General features: G+C 45.6%; 12 protein-coding genes. 10 read left to right on the forward strand and 2 right to left on the reverse strand.

Going from position 1 to position 17,371, the window contains the following annotated elements; translation table 11 throughout:
- Window positions 1-77: 77 nt before the first annotated feature.
- Both M1K58_RS19310 and M1K58_RS19315 read right to left on the reverse strand, forming a co-directional pair.
- Window positions 78-1,352: an ABC transporter substrate-binding protein gene (locus M1K58_RS19310; RefSeq protein WP_256760512.1), complete on the reverse strand. Its 1,275-nt coding sequence runs from the start codon at window positions 1,350-1,352 to the stop codon at window positions 78-80.
- Between the two features lie 122 nt (window positions 1,353-1,474).
- Window positions 1,475-2,161: a hypothetical protein gene (locus M1K58_RS19315; RefSeq protein ID WP_256760513.1), complete on the reverse strand. Its 687-nt coding sequence runs from the start codon at window positions 2,159-2,161 to the stop codon at window positions 1,475-1,477.
- A gap of 258 nt (window positions 2,162-2,419) precedes the next feature.
- Between M1K58_RS19315 and M1K58_RS19320 the strand changes: the two genes are divergently transcribed.
- The 10 genes from M1K58_RS19320 to M1K58_RS19365 all read left to right on the forward strand — a co-directional run bounded on the left by M1K58_RS19320 (window position 2,420) and on the right by M1K58_RS19365 (window position 17,344).
- A complete protein-coding gene (locus M1K58_RS19320; protein WP_256760514.1) occupies window positions 2,420-3,205 on the forward strand; it encodes an IucA/IucC family C-terminal-domain containing protein in 786 nt (261 codons plus the stop codon).
- Between the two features lie 220 nt (window positions 3,206-3,425).
- A complete protein-coding gene (locus M1K58_RS19325) occupies window positions 3,426-4,421 on the forward strand; it encodes an ATP-grasp domain-containing protein (RefSeq protein WP_256760515.1) in 996 nt (331 codons plus the stop codon).
- 15 nt (window positions 4,422-4,436) lie between these two features.
- Window positions 4,437-5,792 carry a diaminobutyrate--2-oxoglutarate transaminase gene (locus tag M1K58_RS19330; protein WP_256760516.1) on the forward strand — a complete coding sequence of 452 codons (1,356 nt, stop codon included), beginning with the start codon at window positions 4,437-4,439 and terminating at the stop codon, window positions 5,790-5,792.
- A complete protein-coding gene (locus M1K58_RS19335; protein ID WP_256760517.1) occupies window positions 5,789-7,222 on the forward strand; it encodes an MFS transporter in 1,434 nt (477 codons plus the stop codon). Before M1K58_RS19330 ends, M1K58_RS19335 begins: the two co-directional genes overlap by 4 nt.
- Window positions 7,191-8,888, forward strand: a complete 1,698-nt coding sequence (locus M1K58_RS19340) for an IucA/IucC family protein (protein WP_256760518.1) — start codon at window positions 7,191-7,193, stop codon at window positions 8,886-8,888. The genes M1K58_RS19335 and M1K58_RS19340 overlap by 32 nt, the downstream gene beginning before the upstream one ends.
- Window positions 8,863-10,641 (forward strand): IucA/IucC family protein, encoded by a 1,779-nt coding sequence (locus M1K58_RS19345; RefSeq protein WP_256760519.1) that lies wholly within the window; start codon window positions 8,863-8,865, stop codon window positions 10,639-10,641. Before M1K58_RS19340 ends, M1K58_RS19345 begins: the two co-directional genes overlap by 26 nt.
- Complete coding sequence (locus M1K58_RS19350; protein ID WP_256760520.1) at window positions 10,638-11,417, forward strand: HpcH/HpaI aldolase family protein; 780 nt, start codon at window positions 10,638-10,640, stop codon at window positions 11,415-11,417. Before M1K58_RS19345 ends, M1K58_RS19350 begins: the two co-directional genes overlap by 4 nt.
- Window positions 11,414-12,610 (forward strand): type III PLP-dependent enzyme, encoded by a 1,197-nt coding sequence (locus M1K58_RS19355; RefSeq protein ID WP_256760521.1) that lies wholly within the window; start codon window positions 11,414-11,416, stop codon window positions 12,608-12,610. The genes M1K58_RS19350 and M1K58_RS19355 overlap by 4 nt, the downstream gene beginning before the upstream one ends.
- Window positions 12,611-12,620: 10 nt before the next feature.
- Complete coding sequence (locus M1K58_RS19360; RefSeq protein WP_256760522.1) at window positions 12,621-14,471, forward strand: IucA/IucC family protein; 1,851 nt, start codon at window positions 12,621-12,623, stop codon at window positions 14,469-14,471.
- 350 nt (window positions 14,472-14,821) lie between these two features.
- Window positions 14,822-17,344, forward strand: a complete 2,523-nt coding sequence (locus tag M1K58_RS19365; protein WP_256760523.1) for a leucine-rich repeat protein — start codon at window positions 14,822-14,824, stop codon at window positions 17,342-17,344.
- The last annotated feature ends 27 nt before the right edge of the window (window positions 17,345-17,371 follow it).

Genomic DNA, 17,371 nt, shown 5'->3' on the forward strand with positions numbered 1-17,371 from the left:
GCCGCTCCAGTTCCATGACGCACAAAAGAATGAGCCGGACAGCCCATTCTTCTATGCATCGCTTTAGTTATAAGATTTTACAGATCGAAGTAGAAAAACAGGTCATCAAGCATCATTTTGGCAGCTGTCGCCCCGCCTGACATGTTCCAGGTAATATCGTTGACTTGATAGTACTTTCCGTTCTTAACGCCTTTGAGATTTTCCCAAAGTGGATTCTTCTTCCACTCCTCCTGGGTTTTGAACTCATCTCCGCCGCCGTTACTGGATGTGATATTGAAGATGATGTCTCCGTCTATGAGCGGAATCTGCTCTTGGGAAGCAAGATCTATGAATACCTTGTCTGGCGATTGCTGCGATTTCGGTCGTTTCAAGCCGAGCTCTTGCAGGATGGAGCCCGCGAATCCAGTTACGTAGATACGTGCAGAATTGTCGCCGTAGAAGCGGACGATGGATATTTCGTTATTAGCAAGGCTGCTGACTTTGGACTTGAAGTCTGCTACCCGTTTGTTCCAATCCTTCATGAAGGAAGAGGCTTTGTCTTCTTTATTCAAGGCTTGTGCGGCCATATCCATATTTACTTTCCACTCGAACAATTGGTCTGCTAATAGCGTGGGAGCAATTTTGGACAATTGACTATAAATTTTCTCGTGACGTGGCTTTGCCCCGATAATCAAATCGGGCTTTAACGCAACGATCGCTTCGATATTCGGCTGGAGCTCGCTGCCGAGGTTCTTGACCCCACTCATGTCGGAGCGCAGGTAGTGGTACCAAGGAGCTTGAACCCATGATTCGACTGCACCTACAGGCTTGACACCCAAAGTTAATGAGATGTCTACCATACCGTTAAATAGGACGACGACGCGTTTCGGAACAGAGGTCAGCGTTGTTGTACCCATAGCGTGAGTGATTGTACGCTTTGTTTCAATGCTTACCGTTTTGGTGGCGGCGCTCCAGTTCACCCATAAGCCAAATGCATCGCCAAGGAATTGGAGGGGAACAAGTGAAGTTCCACTTTTCGTGATTACTTTGGCGTTGAGAGTAACAGCTTTTCCGTTCACGGTAGCCTGGTTGCTGTCTTGAGTAAGTTCAGCAGTCGTTTTGCCTCTTGTGGTTTTAATTTTTTTCGTTTTCTGATCAAAGCTCACAGTGGCGCCGATTTTGGACGCGATCGAGTTGTAAGGAATCATTGGTACACTGTTGATCACTTGCGGCTGAACACTCAGGCTGAGTGTCTGGCCGTCGAGCACGACTTTGATCGGTGCTTCGGCTGCCGTCGCAGCGAACGGAACGGAAACGATCGCCAGCAACAGGGAAAGACATAAGGCTATGGAGCGGAGTGTAGACTTTATCATGGGAAAAAGAAATCCACCTTTCAAAGATCGATTATTATGATAACGATTATCATTATCACCTACAATAAGGCGAGTCTTATGTTTGTGTCAAGAATAATTTTCCAGTTCTGCTTATATGGAAATCATACACCGGCTTTCTCGGCTAGCTGGCGTAAGGCTTGATATAGCTCGTAATCGATCTGTAATATCGCCGCAGAGTCAATCGGATCAGCGCTTTGCAGTTCATCTAATTTAGTCATTTTCTCTTGGAGGAAGTCGACCATGTCTGGATAGGAGGATTGTACATCCCCTTTCATGGCTTCCCAATCTTGGGCGATCTGAGTGCTTGTGTCCTTCATTTTGTCTGCTTCGTTGTTGTCGGCATGCTGCTTCAGGTCTTTGACTAGCGATCGAATGTGTTCGATGGGCTCTTTCAACGAGGAGACTTCTTGGTCGCTCTTAGCCTCCTGATCCGAATTTTTGTCCATAATGGAATCTGTGACGGCTTTGCTTATGGATTCGTTGTTCTTCTTGGCTTCCTGCAGCTGTTGAGATTTCGTTAACTTTTTGCTGTTTTTGGTGGGCTCTGGTGTTTTCTCTGGTGTTGGTTCCTCGTTCTTCTCGTTCTGCAGCGTTGGTTCAGCTTTCTCTGGGCTGGATAGTTCACTCGATTGCGGATTATCCGTCTGGGTGGATTGTTCGATTACCGATGGAGTCGGTTCGATGGCTGGAGCTTCTGCCGCTATGTATCGGTTGGATGACGTAGATGAGCTACAGCCCGTCGTCAGCCACAGTACCGCCGCAATGACGATAACGAATGCTTGTTTCAATTGGATTTCCCCCTAGGTTGCGAATCAATTAATCTGGGACAGTTCTAAGTCATTTTAGTGGAAAAGGTAAATTTTTTCAATATAATTGATAATAATAATCATTCTTATTGACAGATTGACAATGTTTGATAAAATTTATGGTAATTAAAGGTGATGAGTCGTGAACGCCGATGTGGGTGCCTTACGGCAAGGAGAGGACCCTATCCTAAACACGTTATTCCGCAGGGGAAAGCGGATAAAGAAAATGAGGACAAAGCGATGGTAGTTATGTTTAAACCGGAAGAAGTTGACGTTTTAGTTCAAGATTATCGATTAATGCTAGAGCCGTCGTCCGACAGAAGGTTTTCCATGCCGGCGATTGATTTACTGAACAAAGAAAAGAGTCTGGAATATTTGGCGGGGGTATCGAGTATATTTGAATCCTCGTCCCATGTCGCTACCGTATCGCTATTTGCCAAGAGATATAGTTACTTGATCATTGCCTCAAGTCTCTATGCAATGAGCGTATTTAACAAGGGCATAGATTATTCCATTGCCAACTGTCATATTGAGTCCTACTATCAGGGTCAGGCATGGCTTCCAAGAGTGCGATTGGCAGACTGGCCGGTCTCTCAACCAACAGAGGGTAACCGGAAGGAATGGCGCGATCAGATCATTCACAACATCTTCGCCGAGAATATTGCCAAAGCGTGGCTTTCTCTGTCCAAGATGGCCCCTATTTCGAAGGCTGTTTTATGGGAAAATACGGCCATCTATGTCTATTGGCTTTATGAAAATAAATTTGGTGAGGGAGTCTCCGCGGATCAAAACTCCCGTGTACAAGAGGATTTCGAATATCTGCTTAATGAAGCACCGGCGCATCTTTTTGGAGAGAACAAAAATCCGTTTGCGAGATTCAATAGTCCTAAGAAGGCCACCCTTGCTTCAGATGTGCCTATTCGCATTCGACAAACTTGCTGTTATTATTATTTGGCTTCGGACGAGCCCGAGGATTATTGTCCAACCTGCCCCAAGATTAAGCATGAAGTCGTGTCTAATGGGTAGAGAGTAAGGACAATTCTATCTGGTTAGGGAAGAACATTATGAAGAGCTCTTTGTTTCCTTAGGAAACAGGCGCTCTTTTTTATTACACAAAAATACAAAAATGATTGGTATTGACAGTTTAATTTTTAATCCATATGATGGATGTTATTGATATTGAAAATCATTATCAATTAGGGAATGGGCAATGCACACTTGAGTGCGGTCATTGGGAGGGGTTGCTGTGAACCAACATTGCGTACAGAACGCGCATAACAAGCTCATTGTTAATAAAGCGAGGGAAATGGGGATTGCTTGCGAACCGTTAGTTGTTGGGTGTGAAGATTTTTTAGAGCTTTCGTATAGGGGTAAGAACATCATCATCAACAAGACAAGATCTCATAAGATGACATTAATGGCAGGGTTATTAGCCAAAAACAAAGAAGCTACCAATCTTTTGTTAAGAAGATGTGGATTACCGGTGCCTGACTATATCGTGGTATCCCAGACAAGTGAAGAGGCTGTTCGATTTCTGAATACCTATCGTTTGGTGACCGTTAAGCCCTTGGACGCCAGTCGCAGTGCGGGAGTCACAATAGGCATTCGAAGTGAGGATGATTTGAATCAAGCGATTCAGACGGCACGTCTTCATAGCGACACGGTAATGATTCAAAAGTATGTGGAAGGTACGGACTATCGCGTATTGGTCATATCAGGAAAAGCCATAGGTGTCTTGGAGTATCAACCTGCATTTATCGTAGGGGATGGCCGCTCAACGATTGAGCAACTGATTTATCAGTTGAATGAAGACCAGCTTAGACGCAACAACATAGGAGAAGCTGGATCTTTCCAAACCATTAGCGTCGAGTCGAAGCCATTGCTCATGCATTTGCAGGAACAAGGTAGAACCGTTCAAGACCTATTGGATATCGGGGAACGGCTAGAGCTGTTTGCGAACGGGAATATCCTGGCGGACAGAATAAGCGAAATCGTAACCGATCGAACCGAACGGACTTGTCCGTTTAACGTGAGCGTCGCTATTGAGGCTGCAAAGGCTCTAAACGTTGACGTCGCAGGTGTTGATATTCGTTGTAAAGATATAAGTGTTCCGCTAGACGATGACAATGGGGGGATTCTTGAGGTAAACGCCTTACCGGATATGATCGATCCGCATCTATTTTTTCAAGGGGAATCTATAGATGTATTCAAAGCTTACTTGCAGTATTTATTTGAAGAATAAAAGGAGCGTTCAATAATGATATCCGTAAGTGCCGGGGATGCCTATTTACAGCTGCAGAATGATAAGGAGTCCAATGCCAAATCTTATCCTTGTCGGTTCCCGCTCGTCATCGACAAGGCGAAGGGTTTAATCATTACCGATACAGAAGGGAAGACCTATTACGATTGCCTTTCGGGAGCAGGCACCTTAGCACTAGGCCACAATCATGACGTCGTTATCGCAGCGATAAGGGACTTTCTTGAGAAGCAAATCCCTCTACATACCTTAGACCTGGCAACGCCCTTAAAGATGGAGTTTATGCAGGAAATTTTCTCTATTTTGCCTGAAGAGTTAAGAGACACTGCCAAAATTCAGTTTTGTGGACCGACGGGCGCGGATGCAGTGGAAGCAGCAATCAAGCTAGTGAAGAACGCAACCAATGGTAAATCTATTTTGGCTTTCCAAGGAGGCTACCATGGTTCGACGCAAGCGACGATGTCCATGAGCGGCAACCTGAGCAAGAAGCAACATTTGCAAAGCTTGTTACCGGATGTCCACTTCCTTCCTTTCCCCTATGAATATCGCTGCCCATTCGGCATCGGGGGAGGCATGACCGCCCAGATTAGTGCGCAGTATATCGAGAATTTGCTGGATGATTGCGAGAGTGGAATCGCCGCACCCTGTGGTCTGATTATCGAAACTGTTCAGGGAGAGGGAGGAGCTATTCCAGCGGATCTCGAATGGTTGAGACAATTACGGCGCATCACGGCCGAAAGAGGGATTCCTCTTATCATAGACGAGGTGCAAACCGGCATCGGTAGAACCGGTAAAATGTTTTCCTTCGAGCATGCTGGTATTATTCCAGATGTCATTATTTGCTCTAAGGCGATTGGCGGAAGCTTGCCGATGTCTGTTGTCATCTATAAAGAAGAACTGGATCAATGGCAGCCGGGCGCGCATACGGGTACATTCCGTGGCAATCAATTAGGTATGGCTACGGGGCTCGCAACGTTGAAATATATGAAAGAAAACAAGGTTCTTGATCAAGTAAATGAGCGCAGCTCGCAATTTTTTGAGACACTCTATCGTCTGCGGGATAAACATGAAGAGATTGGTGATGTTCGCGGAAGAGGCTTGATGATCGGAGTTGAGATTGTAAATCCAAAAGGTCGTAAAGACCGTTTAGGACACTATCCTCTTCATGGAGACTTGGCTTCGAGGATTCAAGAGAGATGCTTTAAGAACGGTCTGATTATCGAAGTAGGAGGCCGCCGCTCGGCTGTACTGCGTTTTTTGCCGCCACTTACGATTACTGTGCTTGAAACGGTAGAGGTATTATCCATTTTCGAGAAATCCGTCAATCAAGCCATTGAAGAGATGCGAGACCAATGATAAGCATAGCCAACGTAAAGAAGCATTCAGTTCTATTATCCATCTTGATCGGAGCCTTTTCTTTGGTTTTGACGAATAGTGCTTTTAATATTTTGCTACCGAGCTTCGTTCAAATGTACGGAATATCCACTGCATTTGGCGGATGGATTATTATCCTTTATATGTTGGCGATGACGATTACAATGCCTTTGACTTCGCTGGTCGTCGATCGTCTCGGTAGGAAGAATACTTATATTCTAGGTATCGCAATCTATGGTCTGTTTTCGATATTGGGCGGCTTATTCAGTCAGTATGTGCAGATTGTCTTATTAGTGCGTCTGATGCATGGCGTCGCGGCGGGCTTGATGATTCCTTTGTCGCTTGTGCTGCTGTTTGATTATTACGGCAAAGAAGTAAGAGGAAGAGTAGTAGGGGCATGGGGGATATTGTTAATGATCGCGCCGGCTATCGGACCAACCTTGGGCGGGGCAATTATTCAATTCGGGCAGCTGAAGTACTTGTTCTGGATCAATGTTCCGTTTGCACTGCTTTCGTTCGTGCTGTGCTGCACACAAATTAGGCCCTATTCCCCTGCCAATAGGAAGATTATTCATCTTCAGGGTATTACCTTGATCATTTTTAGTCTCACGTCGCTAATTCTGGGTATTCAAATGGTTTCAAATCCTACTGTTCCCAAATGGATCCCTTGCTTATTGCTGCTATTAGGTATAGTTGCGCTAATTCGCTTTATTCAGACTGAAAATGGGAAGGAAGAACCCTTAATTCGTTACAGTCTGCTGCGTCGCAATCCCATTTATACGACGTCGCTTCTCATTTCGATGATTCAGGATTCCGTGATGTTCGGTGTGATCTTCGTTGTGCCGTTGATCCTCCAAGAGGTGCTCCAGCTGTCGCCTTCTGTGACAGGTGCCATGTTTATTCCAACGGCTATATTTACGAGCTTGTTCGTGTGGGTGGGCGGCAGCTTGATCGATTCTGGCAAGTCCTTGAGATTTATCGCTTATGGCATCGGATTCGTTGCGGTATCGGTATTGTCATTTGCATTTGTTCCGAAGGGAGTCTCCTTATTCGTTCTGCTTTTCCTCATGTCATTGAGAGGCATCGGTAATGGGTTATCTGACATGACGGTGACTGCAATCGGACTTAACGCATTACCAGAAGAAGACTTGCATGAGGGTTCTGCGTTGTCGAACACGATACAAAGGCTAGCTTCTTCCTTCGCTGTGATGCTGTTGGGTGTGTACTATGAGGTGCGTTGGCAGATGATCGTGCAATCGGGAGAGCTTGCTGGGCATGCGAAGTGGACGGCATTAAAGGAAGAGTGCATCGCTTTGGGTGCGTTAATGCTGGTCACTTTACCCCTTGTGCTATTTATAAACGGGAGGAAGGTGGAAGTCGTTGCTGGGAACGGGGAAAAAACAGTGGCTTAACCGTCAGGAACAAGCCAACTATCATACGTGCAAGACGTTGCTAAATTGTTATGTTAGGGAGTTCTGTTATGAACATTCCTCCCTATTTTCCATCAATCACCAAGAAAATACATATGAGTTTGACTTCCCGGCGAGTGACGTCATCCTTTCCGGTGAGCTTTCCTATTATTCAGCCATTGGCGAGCATGAATACGAACATTATCGCGTGAATAATGGACAGGAACTAGATTATGCCGACTTGGTGCAATGGATTGTGAGGGAGCTACAACAACACCATTCGTTTATTACGAACGAGAAGGCAATTGATTTTTCTAACAAGGTAGCCAACAGCTATCGGAATCTCAACATATTCGTAGAGCATTCCATCCATTCGACTCATGCTCGGATGCTGGACTATTTGTCATCTGAACAATCGTTACTCTATGGGCACCCGTTACATCCTTTTCCTAAAAATACGCTAGGCTTTGCCGAGGATGACGTTAGGAAGTTTTGCCCGGAGCTCCAGGCCTCTTTTCAATTGTGCTATATGGCTGTGAGGAAAGATGTTTATCGAGAAGAATGGGTTACGGGGAAAAGCCGCATTGCGTTGCATGAAAGTGTTCAATTGTATGTCCAACGCATGCTTCAAGAGAAGAGCGGTGACTACGGGGTTCTACCTCTTCATCCTTGGCAGTATGAGCATGTCCAAGCCATTAAAGCCGTTAAGGACTACATCGAAGAAGAGAAAATCATTCTCCTAGGAAGCTGCGGCCCGCTAGCTTATCCCACATCTTCGGTACGTACGGTGTATATTCCAGCGATGAGATGCAATATCAAGCTGCCGTTAAACATCCAAATCACGAATATGAGGAGAAACAACAACAAAGAACAAATGCGAAGGACGTTGGATGCTGCCAACTATTTGGTGAAGAGAAGCTGTTTTGACAAAGAGTTAAGTACCCAAATCGCGTATGAGGTGGGTGTCTGTGAGTGCCATTTTGAGGAGGATGACATCACAAAATTATTAGCAGTCGCCTATCGTCCAATTGAGTTCGACGAAACCTCAACTTTCGTGTTGTCGAGTCTAGTTGAAGCTCCTATGAAGGATGAGACGCCTCGCCTATTTGCGTTGATGGATCGTCGGCATATCGAACGATGGTTTCAGCAATATCTGGATATCTCCCTGTTGCCGATCGTTCGTATAGCGGAAGAGAAGGGCATTCATTTCGAAGCCCACTTGCAGAATTGTTTATTAACCCTTAAGAACGGTATGCCCCAGGCTTTTATTATTCGAGATTTGGAAGGGGTAAGCGTGAATAGGGAAAAGGCTGTAGAGGATGCGGATACGACCGGCCTACTTTTTTATTCCAAAGAAGAGGCATGGGCGCGCACGACCTATTACTTTATCGTGAATCATCTCGGATCTCTGATCCATGCCATAGCTAAAGGCGTGCAAGTAGGTGAAGAGTATTTCTGGGGAATGGTGCGGGAAGCTCTCAAGCAAGAATATGAAGAGAGCGGAAATGAATACGTGCTTCATTTACTAACGGCTAACGTTTTCTATGCGAAGAAAAATATGATGAGCTGTCTTGCGGGGAACAGCGAGACACCGTCTTACGTTCCGGTAAACAATAGGATGAACAATGTAGGGAGTGAAACCAATGGAACGAACAGACTACTTGGTTAAAGAAAAGCTGACTGCCTTTGAGGAAGTTACGGAGAGAATGATGCGTCAGACGATGGAAGCCCTTATTTTCGAGGGAATCATCGACATTACCCCTAACGATAGCAGGTGGTCTTTCATTGGGAAAACCACGGAGGAGAACATCGTCCACTACTCATGCGAAGCCGATGTGAAATGGTCATTCGGGAGAGTGAAAATTGCAAAAAACTCGATCAGAAGAGAAGAGGAGCCATGCGCTAACTTCTATATTTTTCTCGAAGAAGTGATTCAGAATCAATTGATAGGAGCGCATACGGCTTCATTCATCCATGAGTTGTTGGAAACCTTGGCGAAGGATAACCAATTCAAGGAGCTCCAATTGGACCGGATTCCAGAGGAAGATCGGCATTATGAAGCATTGGAAAGTCATATGACGGATGGGCATCCGTATCATCCTAGTTATAAGTCGAGAATCGGTTTTTCCTTAGCGGATAACTATGCATACGGACCTGAATTTAACCAAGAGGTTGCCTTACACTGGGTTGCGGTAAATGAGCAGCTGACAGACATGGCTGTTTCTAGCGAGAATTCACTAGATGATATTTACAAACTTCATCTCACAGAGGAAGATCGGAGCAAATTCAACCAAACCCTACGAGAAAATGGCTGTGGGGATAAGAAATATGTGTTCTTACCCGTACATCCTTGGCAGTGGGAGCATTCCCTTCCATCCGTCTTCGTTCAACAAAGGATAAATAAAGATATTGTGTATTTGGGAACATCGAATCGTCCGTATAGGGCACAGCAGTCGATTCGGACATTGGCTCATCGAGATAGCACGGAGGCAACCTATATTAAATTAGCGCTAAGTATAACGAATACTTCGACGAGTCGTATTCTGGCGCATCATACGACTCAGAATGCACCGCGAATAAGTGACTGGATCAACCACATTATTCAGGAGGATAGCCTGTTGAAGCGGGAACGGTTTCATATTTTAAGAGAAGTGATGGGTGTTTCCTTCCGATACGATAAGCTGCCGTCGATTCAATATCGTTCAGCCTATGGCATGCTGGGGGCCATCTATCGAGAGAATGTGTCGACATACCTTGGCGAACACGAAGAAGCGTGGCCTTTAAACGCTTTGTTGCTCACACAGAGGAACGGCGAGTCGTTCATTCAAGCGGCGATTGACCAATATGGGGTAGAGCACTGGAGCGATGCGTTAATTAGAACGTTGATTCTTCCGATCATCCATCTGATGTACACGCATGGGATTGCGCTTGAATCCCACGCGCAGAACATCATTCTAGTTGTGGAAAATGGGTTGCCGACAAGAATAATTATCAAAGATTTGCACGACGGCGTTCGCTACGTGCCTGACCAGCTATTACGACCGGATTGGGCGCCGAAGCTGAACCCAGAGCCGGAGACGCATCGAAAATTTAATAGATACTCGTTTATTCAGACGGACGCAGTGTCGGAGGTTAGAGATTATACGTATGACGCGTTCTTCTTCATATGCATGACGGACATTTGCTTTACGCTTGAAAGATTCGGACTAAGCGAGAAGGATTTCTGGCGCAAATGTGCACAAACGATTATGAGCTATCAGAATGAATACCCGGAGTATAAAGAGAGGTTTAAGATGTTTGACCTGTTTGCGGAAGACGCCTTGATCGAAGAGATGACAAAGCGACGCATCTATGGGGATAGCGAATTATACTTCCGCAAAGCAAGCAATCCTCTCTTGCTGGCGAGGGATACCTTGGCATGAGAAAAAATAAGCTGAAGGAAAAGATAAGGAGCGGCAAGCCTGTCTTTGGACTATTCGTGTCCATACCGCACCCGATTGTGATTGAGTTGATTGGCTATGCGGAATACGACTTTGTCATTATCGATTATGAACATGCATCGACGAATATGGAGACGATTGAAGAGATGGTTCGCGCCGCGGAGCTGCTAGACATTACCCCGTTGGTGAGAATATCCAAGGTGGATCGGATCGAAATATTGAAAGTGCTAGATTGCGGGGCCCAAGGAATTGTCATCCCACATGTGGAGCGGCGAGAGCAAGTCGAAGAGGCCGTTCATTATGCTTATTATCATCCGGTAGGGATGAGGAGCCTGAACAGTGGCCGAGCGGGTGCTTATGCCAAATTTTCACTAACGGATTATATTGCTGAAGCCAATGAACAACTGATGATTGTTCCGATGATCGAAAGCTTAGAGGGTGTGAACCAACGCGAATTGATCTTATCCGTGCCACAAGTTGGTTTTGTCTTAGAGGGGGCAGCAGATCTGTCGCAGTCGCTCTCCGTGCCTTGGGATACCGACCATCCAGAAGTACAAAGGAATTTAGAGATTTTGCATGAAGCGTCCAAGCGATGCAAAGTGCCTTACGCCGTCGTATCGAGAAGTCTGGATGGTCATGCCAAGTGGGCGGAAAGAGGCGTGCATATTTTCGTGCTAGGAGATGATCGGAATACGGCATTCCGAGCGTATCGGCAGAAGCGGGAGGACTATCGAAAGGTGATAGGTGGGGGAAAATGAACCGTCAAATTGAGAGATGGATTCACGAGTGGCATGAACAGAACAGCGAGCCGATATGTGCTTATGTTTATGACTTAGCAGGTATTCGAAACCATGTCCACAAGATGCTAGAAACGATGCCTGAACAAACGAGCTTGTTCTATGCGATCAAAGCTAATCCCGACAAAAGGATTATCGAGGCCTTATTACCTTTGGTGAAAGGCTTTGAAGTGGCATCTATAGGGGAACTGTTACTCGTGAGAGAGGTTTCTAAGAGCGTACCGATCTTATTTGGAGGGCCAGGGAAGAAGGACATGGAGCTGGAGGCGGCCATGAAGGAGGGCGTTGCTTATCTCCATGTAGAAAGTCTTCTTGAGCTTAGAAAATTAGTGATGTTGGCGAAGGAATGGAATCGGCATACGCAAGTGCTGCTACGTATTAATCTAAGGACGAACACGTTACCTCAAACAAAGATTACGATGGGTGGTCGTCCTAGCCCATTCGGACTCGACGAACCTTTCATTGAAGAAGCGTTAGCCATTCTAAGAGACGAAGAGAATGAACACGTTCATTTCAGCGGATTTCACTTCCACTCCTTATCCAACAATCTGCGAGCTGAACTACATGTGGACATGGTTCACCTCTACCTGCAAAAGGTGGAACAATGGAAGCGTTCGTATGGATTGGACGTTCAGGTAATTAATGCAGGCGGCGGGTTTGGAGTGTCCTATGAGGATACCCCTGAATTCGATTGGCAACTTTTCACCTCAATGCTAGCGGAGAGCGAAGCATTGCAGGCTTTAAAGGATACGCAGCTTTTCTTCGAACCGGGAAGATTCATCGTCGCCGATTACGGTTATTATGTGGCCGAAGTTGTTGATATTAAGCAGTCGCAAGACCAGTTCTTCGCCGTATTAAGGGGAGGTACGCATCATAATCGATTACCGGCATCCTGGGGGCATAATCATCCTTTCTGTGTCGTGCCGACGGTTAGATGGCCGTATCCTTTTCCAAGACCGGAAGTAGACAAGGCTAAAGTAACGATTGTAGGGGAGTTATGCACACCCAAAGACCGACTTCATACGGACGCCGAATTAGAGAGCTTACGTGTGGGAGATGTTCTTGTCTTCGAGAAATCAGGCGCCTATTGCTGGACCATTTCCCATCATGATTTTTTGGGACATCCGCATCCGGAATTTTATTACATAACGTAAGGAGATCAGGATGAACAGATTAATAACGAAACCCCAGAGTAGATCCGCCGAATGGCGAATTATGAAGGATTTAATGGATGCATTGCTGGCAGAGCAGCTTCTAAATATCGATGCTCATACGACAAGGAAGCTTTCGGCAGAGCCAAGGCTTGCACAACATCTTTATCCCGAATGCGAGGATCGTGACTTAAGTATTTATGTGGGTGAGATATGCTTTCTCATTGAAGCAAGCTATAGACAAGGTCATCAATGGGTGTCCAATTCGTCCATCTATAGGAAAGTAGAGGATAACTGGGTTGAAGTTCGTTCACCCATCGAACTCAGTCAAGTTGTGTTGCGTGATGCCTTATCTGATGAGGCCTATGCGCATCCGGGCGTGGTGGACTTTCTGGAAGGGCTGGATGTAGCGATTCAGCAGATGGAGCTTAGTCTGGAACGGGCGCCAGCCCATCTTACTTTAACACCGAAAACGGCTTACGATTGGTACGTGAAGGGTGAGAGGATTGCCTCTTTGCGCGACCGACCATTTCATCCGATGTCCAAGGCGAAAATCGGTTTTACACCGCAGGATTATGAGAATTATATGGCCGAATTTGGGATGAAGACTGCTTTACATTGGGTGGCCATCCGTAACGATTCGGTTATGAAAGGGTGCTCAGAAGAGGAGATAGACGCTCTAGACGTGCTGAACGATCAGCAAAGGACGATCCTAGAGATAGAACTCGCTTATAAGAGAATCTCCAAACGCAAATACACGATAATTCCTGTTCATCCGTGGCAACTCAAGAATAAAATAGAGCCAGATTTCAAGAAGGAAATTGCAGACAAAACCATTATCATTCTGGATTCTCAGGTAGGTGACTTTCTTGCGACGTCTTCGATGCGATCATTAGCACAGCCCGATGCTTCGACATTCATGCTAAAGCTGCCAATTAGCGTGAAATCATTAGGAGCGGCCAGATATTTGCCAGTTGTGAAATTAATGAACGGGATTGTAGGAGAGAAAATGTTTCGTCAGGCAGTCGCATGCGATAGCTCGCTTGCCGGCAAAGTCTTCTTATGTGAAGAGAAGCATTGGTGGGGATATATGCCTCCATCCATGGGGCTGTTCGACGATCATCCACGTCATTTGGCCGCGCAGGTTCGGATTTACCCGAAAGAGATTATGGAAGAGGGCTATAAAATTATTCCGATGGCTTCTCTAGGAGGAGTGCTGAATGGCAATCATTTTCTAACAGAAATCTTAGGAGAAAATCTATCAAAAGAGGCCGTGGTCCACTTCTATGCCGAAATGACTGCAATGTTCTATGAGATTACGATGAGATTGCTTAAAGTCGGCATTGTACCTGAAATTCATGGTCAAAATTGCTGCCTAGTTTTGAAGAACAACAAGGTTGTTGGTTTATTGTTTAGGGATCATGATTCTGTGCGCTTACACCAGCCGTATTTAGATAAGCATCAGATTCAGGACCCTGGTTATCATATCAGACCGGGATATTCCAATAGCTTATATAACGAAACGTTGGAAAAACTCGTTTTCTACATCCAATCCCTCGGCACGCAAGTCAATCTAGCTTCGATTATGGAAGCCTTGTCGGAGGCTTATTCAATTGAGGAGAACCTATTATGGGACATTACACAAACGAAATTAAGAGAAGCATTGCAAAATATTGATATTCCTGAAGCGGATAGGGACGTATTGCGTCATGCTTTATTCGAAAATAACGTTTGGCCAGTGAAATTAATTATCCGTCCCTTACTGGAAGCCGACGGTGTGCCGGGAGCAATGCCATCAGGAAAAGGTGTGGGGTTTAATCCCTTTTATTATCGAACGCAGCTGATTAACAGCCACTTGAAATAAACATAATGATCGTAAGGAGACAAGTTTTCTCGTAGGAGAGAGCTTGTCTTCTTTTTTTATCCATGAGGAGAACGAAAGTATACCTGAATTCGACTATTTCTCTACTTTCGGATAATAGAATACACAAAAGTAAGTGGGTATGCTTAATAAATTAAAGTATTTTAAAATGGAGGAAACTGGGCAATTAAGTGGTTAGAACAACTGAGACAATCCATGAAGCTAGCTGTCTGCTGGACTGTTGGACTGTTTCCGAAAATCGGGGGCTTCATTGTGGTGATCTCAGGTATTCTGCTCATCTCGCTGAACAACTACGGTTCTTAAGTTAAAAATAATGTGGAGGTTGAAGGGATATGCTGCAAAGAAGCTTGCCAGGTAATAGGAAGTTAATGATTTGTCTACTCACCCTGGCTTTAATTACGCTTGGTACATGGTCAGGAGGCAGTGTTCGGGAAGCGCAAGCACAAAAGTTTGGAGATTTTGAGTACAAATTAGATGGTGTGAGTTGGGCGATCATTACAGGTTATACCGGAAGTAGTGTGGTTAATATTCCCGCTGAATTAGATGGATATCCTGTAGTCTCAATAGGGGCAAATGCATTTAAAGGTATGGGATTAACGAGTGTGACGATTCCGAACGGTGTAAAGCGTATATACAGTGGTGCATTTAGTGATAACGATTTAACAAGTGTGGAGATCCCGAACAGCGTAACGAGAATAGACGACTATGCATTTTATGGTAACCAATTAACAAATGTGACGATCCCGGACAGTGTAACAAGAATAGAAGATTATGCATTTCGTAGTAACCTATTAACAAATGTGACAATCCCGAACAGTGTAACGAGTATAGGAGATTATTCATTTAGTGGTAACCAATTAACAAATGTGACGATCCCAAACGGTGCCATAGGCGATGGAGCATTCGAATATAACCCAATAACAAGTGTGACGTTATCGGAAGGTGTAACAAGTATAGGCAACCGTGCATTTTTTCTTAACCGATTAGCGGGTGTGACGATCCCTAAGAGTGTAATGAACATTGGGATTTTAGCATTTTATCAAGGTGCATTTTTTGAAAACTCATTAACGAGAGTGATTGTTAAAGGGGTTTCAACAACAGTGGGAGATATGGCATTTCTCAACCGTAGTGGTGCAATGACAATAATAGCTTATGATCCTTCTCCAGCGAAAACCCATGCTTCTGATGAGGGGTATCAATTCACCAATATATTGTCTGTTATGCCGGGTGCGCCAACGAATGTAACAGCGACCGCAGTTAATGGAACGGTGACGGTTGGCTTTGACGCACCAGCTAGTGATGGCGAGTATCCGATCACGGAGTATAAGATCACATCCAGTCCGGGAGGATTCACGGGAATTTCCGCAACTGCGAGTCCAGTCACAGTTACAGGCTTAACGTATGGCACGGCGTATACGTTCACTGTCGTGGCGGCGAATATTGTAGGAGACTCGGCGGCATCAGCGCCTTCGGCAAGTGTCACGCCAGTTGCACCACCACTTGCGAGCTTGAGTGCGTTAAGCTTAAGCGGAATTACGCTAGATCCATCGATGAGCGGAAGCGTATATTCGTATAGGGCGAGCGTGCCTAACATGGTATCGAGCACCACTGTGACGGCCACCGTACAAGAAGCTGTCTATCGCAGTGTGACCGCGAACGTCTATAATGGTGGGAATACGCTTGTGTTTGGTCCGATCGACCTGGTAAGTGGACAAGTCAGTAGCCCAATTCCACTAAACGTAGGTATGAATAATATTAAGATTGTCGTCATCGCGCAGGACGGTAGCGAAACGACTTATACGGCAACCGTCACTCGTGCAGCAGCACCCACTCCTTCAGTTGGTGGCGGTGGTGGTTGGAGTATCATTACATCGAAGGACGGCAAGCTCACGCTTCCGGCAGGTAGAGCAGGTGAAGTCAGCCTCAATAATGAAATCGAGATCTCCATTCCGGCCAATGCTTCGAAGAAGCAACTGGAGCTCACGATCGAGAACGTATTGAACACGCATGGTTTACTGAGCAATAGAGAGATTCTAGCGAGCTCGGTATTCGAGGTATTGAAAAACTTCACGGAAAACTTCGATAAAATGGTCACGATCACAATGATGTTCGATCCGTCGAAATTGAAGAGCGGCCAAACCGTGGCGATCTTCTACTATGATGAAGTGAAGAAAGCGTGGGTGAAGGTGGATGGCGGTAAGATTAGTAAAAACCGCATCAGCGCAGAGGTTGAGCACTTTACGAAGTTTGCCTTACTTGTCGTAGATGAGCAAACAGGATTGCCAGTACTAGAGCCATTCTCAAGCACGACATTTAGCGATATCGCGAAACACTGGGCTGAAGCCAGCATCAAGCAAGCGGTAATCAGCGGTATAGTCAAAGGATATACGGACGGAACGTTTAAACCGAACGCTACCGTAACTCGCGCAGAGTTCGCGGTTATGCTGATGAATGCGTTGAAGCCGCAAGAGGAAGCTGCGAAGCTTATTACGTTCACCGATTCGGCGACGATTGGAACATGGGCACAGAAAGCGATAGAGCAAGCTGTTCAATCGAGCGTCGTTAAAGGTTACTCGGATGGTAGCTTCCGTCCGAATGCCGAAATTACAAGAACAGAGATGGCCGTGATGATCGCCAATGCGCTAGTACTGAAGGTGGAAGACAATATTGTAACCGACTTCGTGGACGACGCTGACATTCCAAGCTGGGCGAAGGGTCAGGTAGCGGCATTGAAGAATCTTAGCCTAATCACAGGTAAAGGTACGAATAAATTTGCTCCCGATGATAAGGCAACTAGGGCAGAGGCAGTAACGATTCTTCTGAAGATGGTAGCTCAAGAGAGTAAGAAGGATTGAAACAAGCAGTCTTTGGAGATTTATATA

Origin of the sequence: Cohnella sp. WQ 127256, assembly GCF_024519285.1 — a bacterium.
GTDB lineage: Bacteria > Bacillota > Bacilli > Paenibacillales > Paenibacillaceae > Cohnella.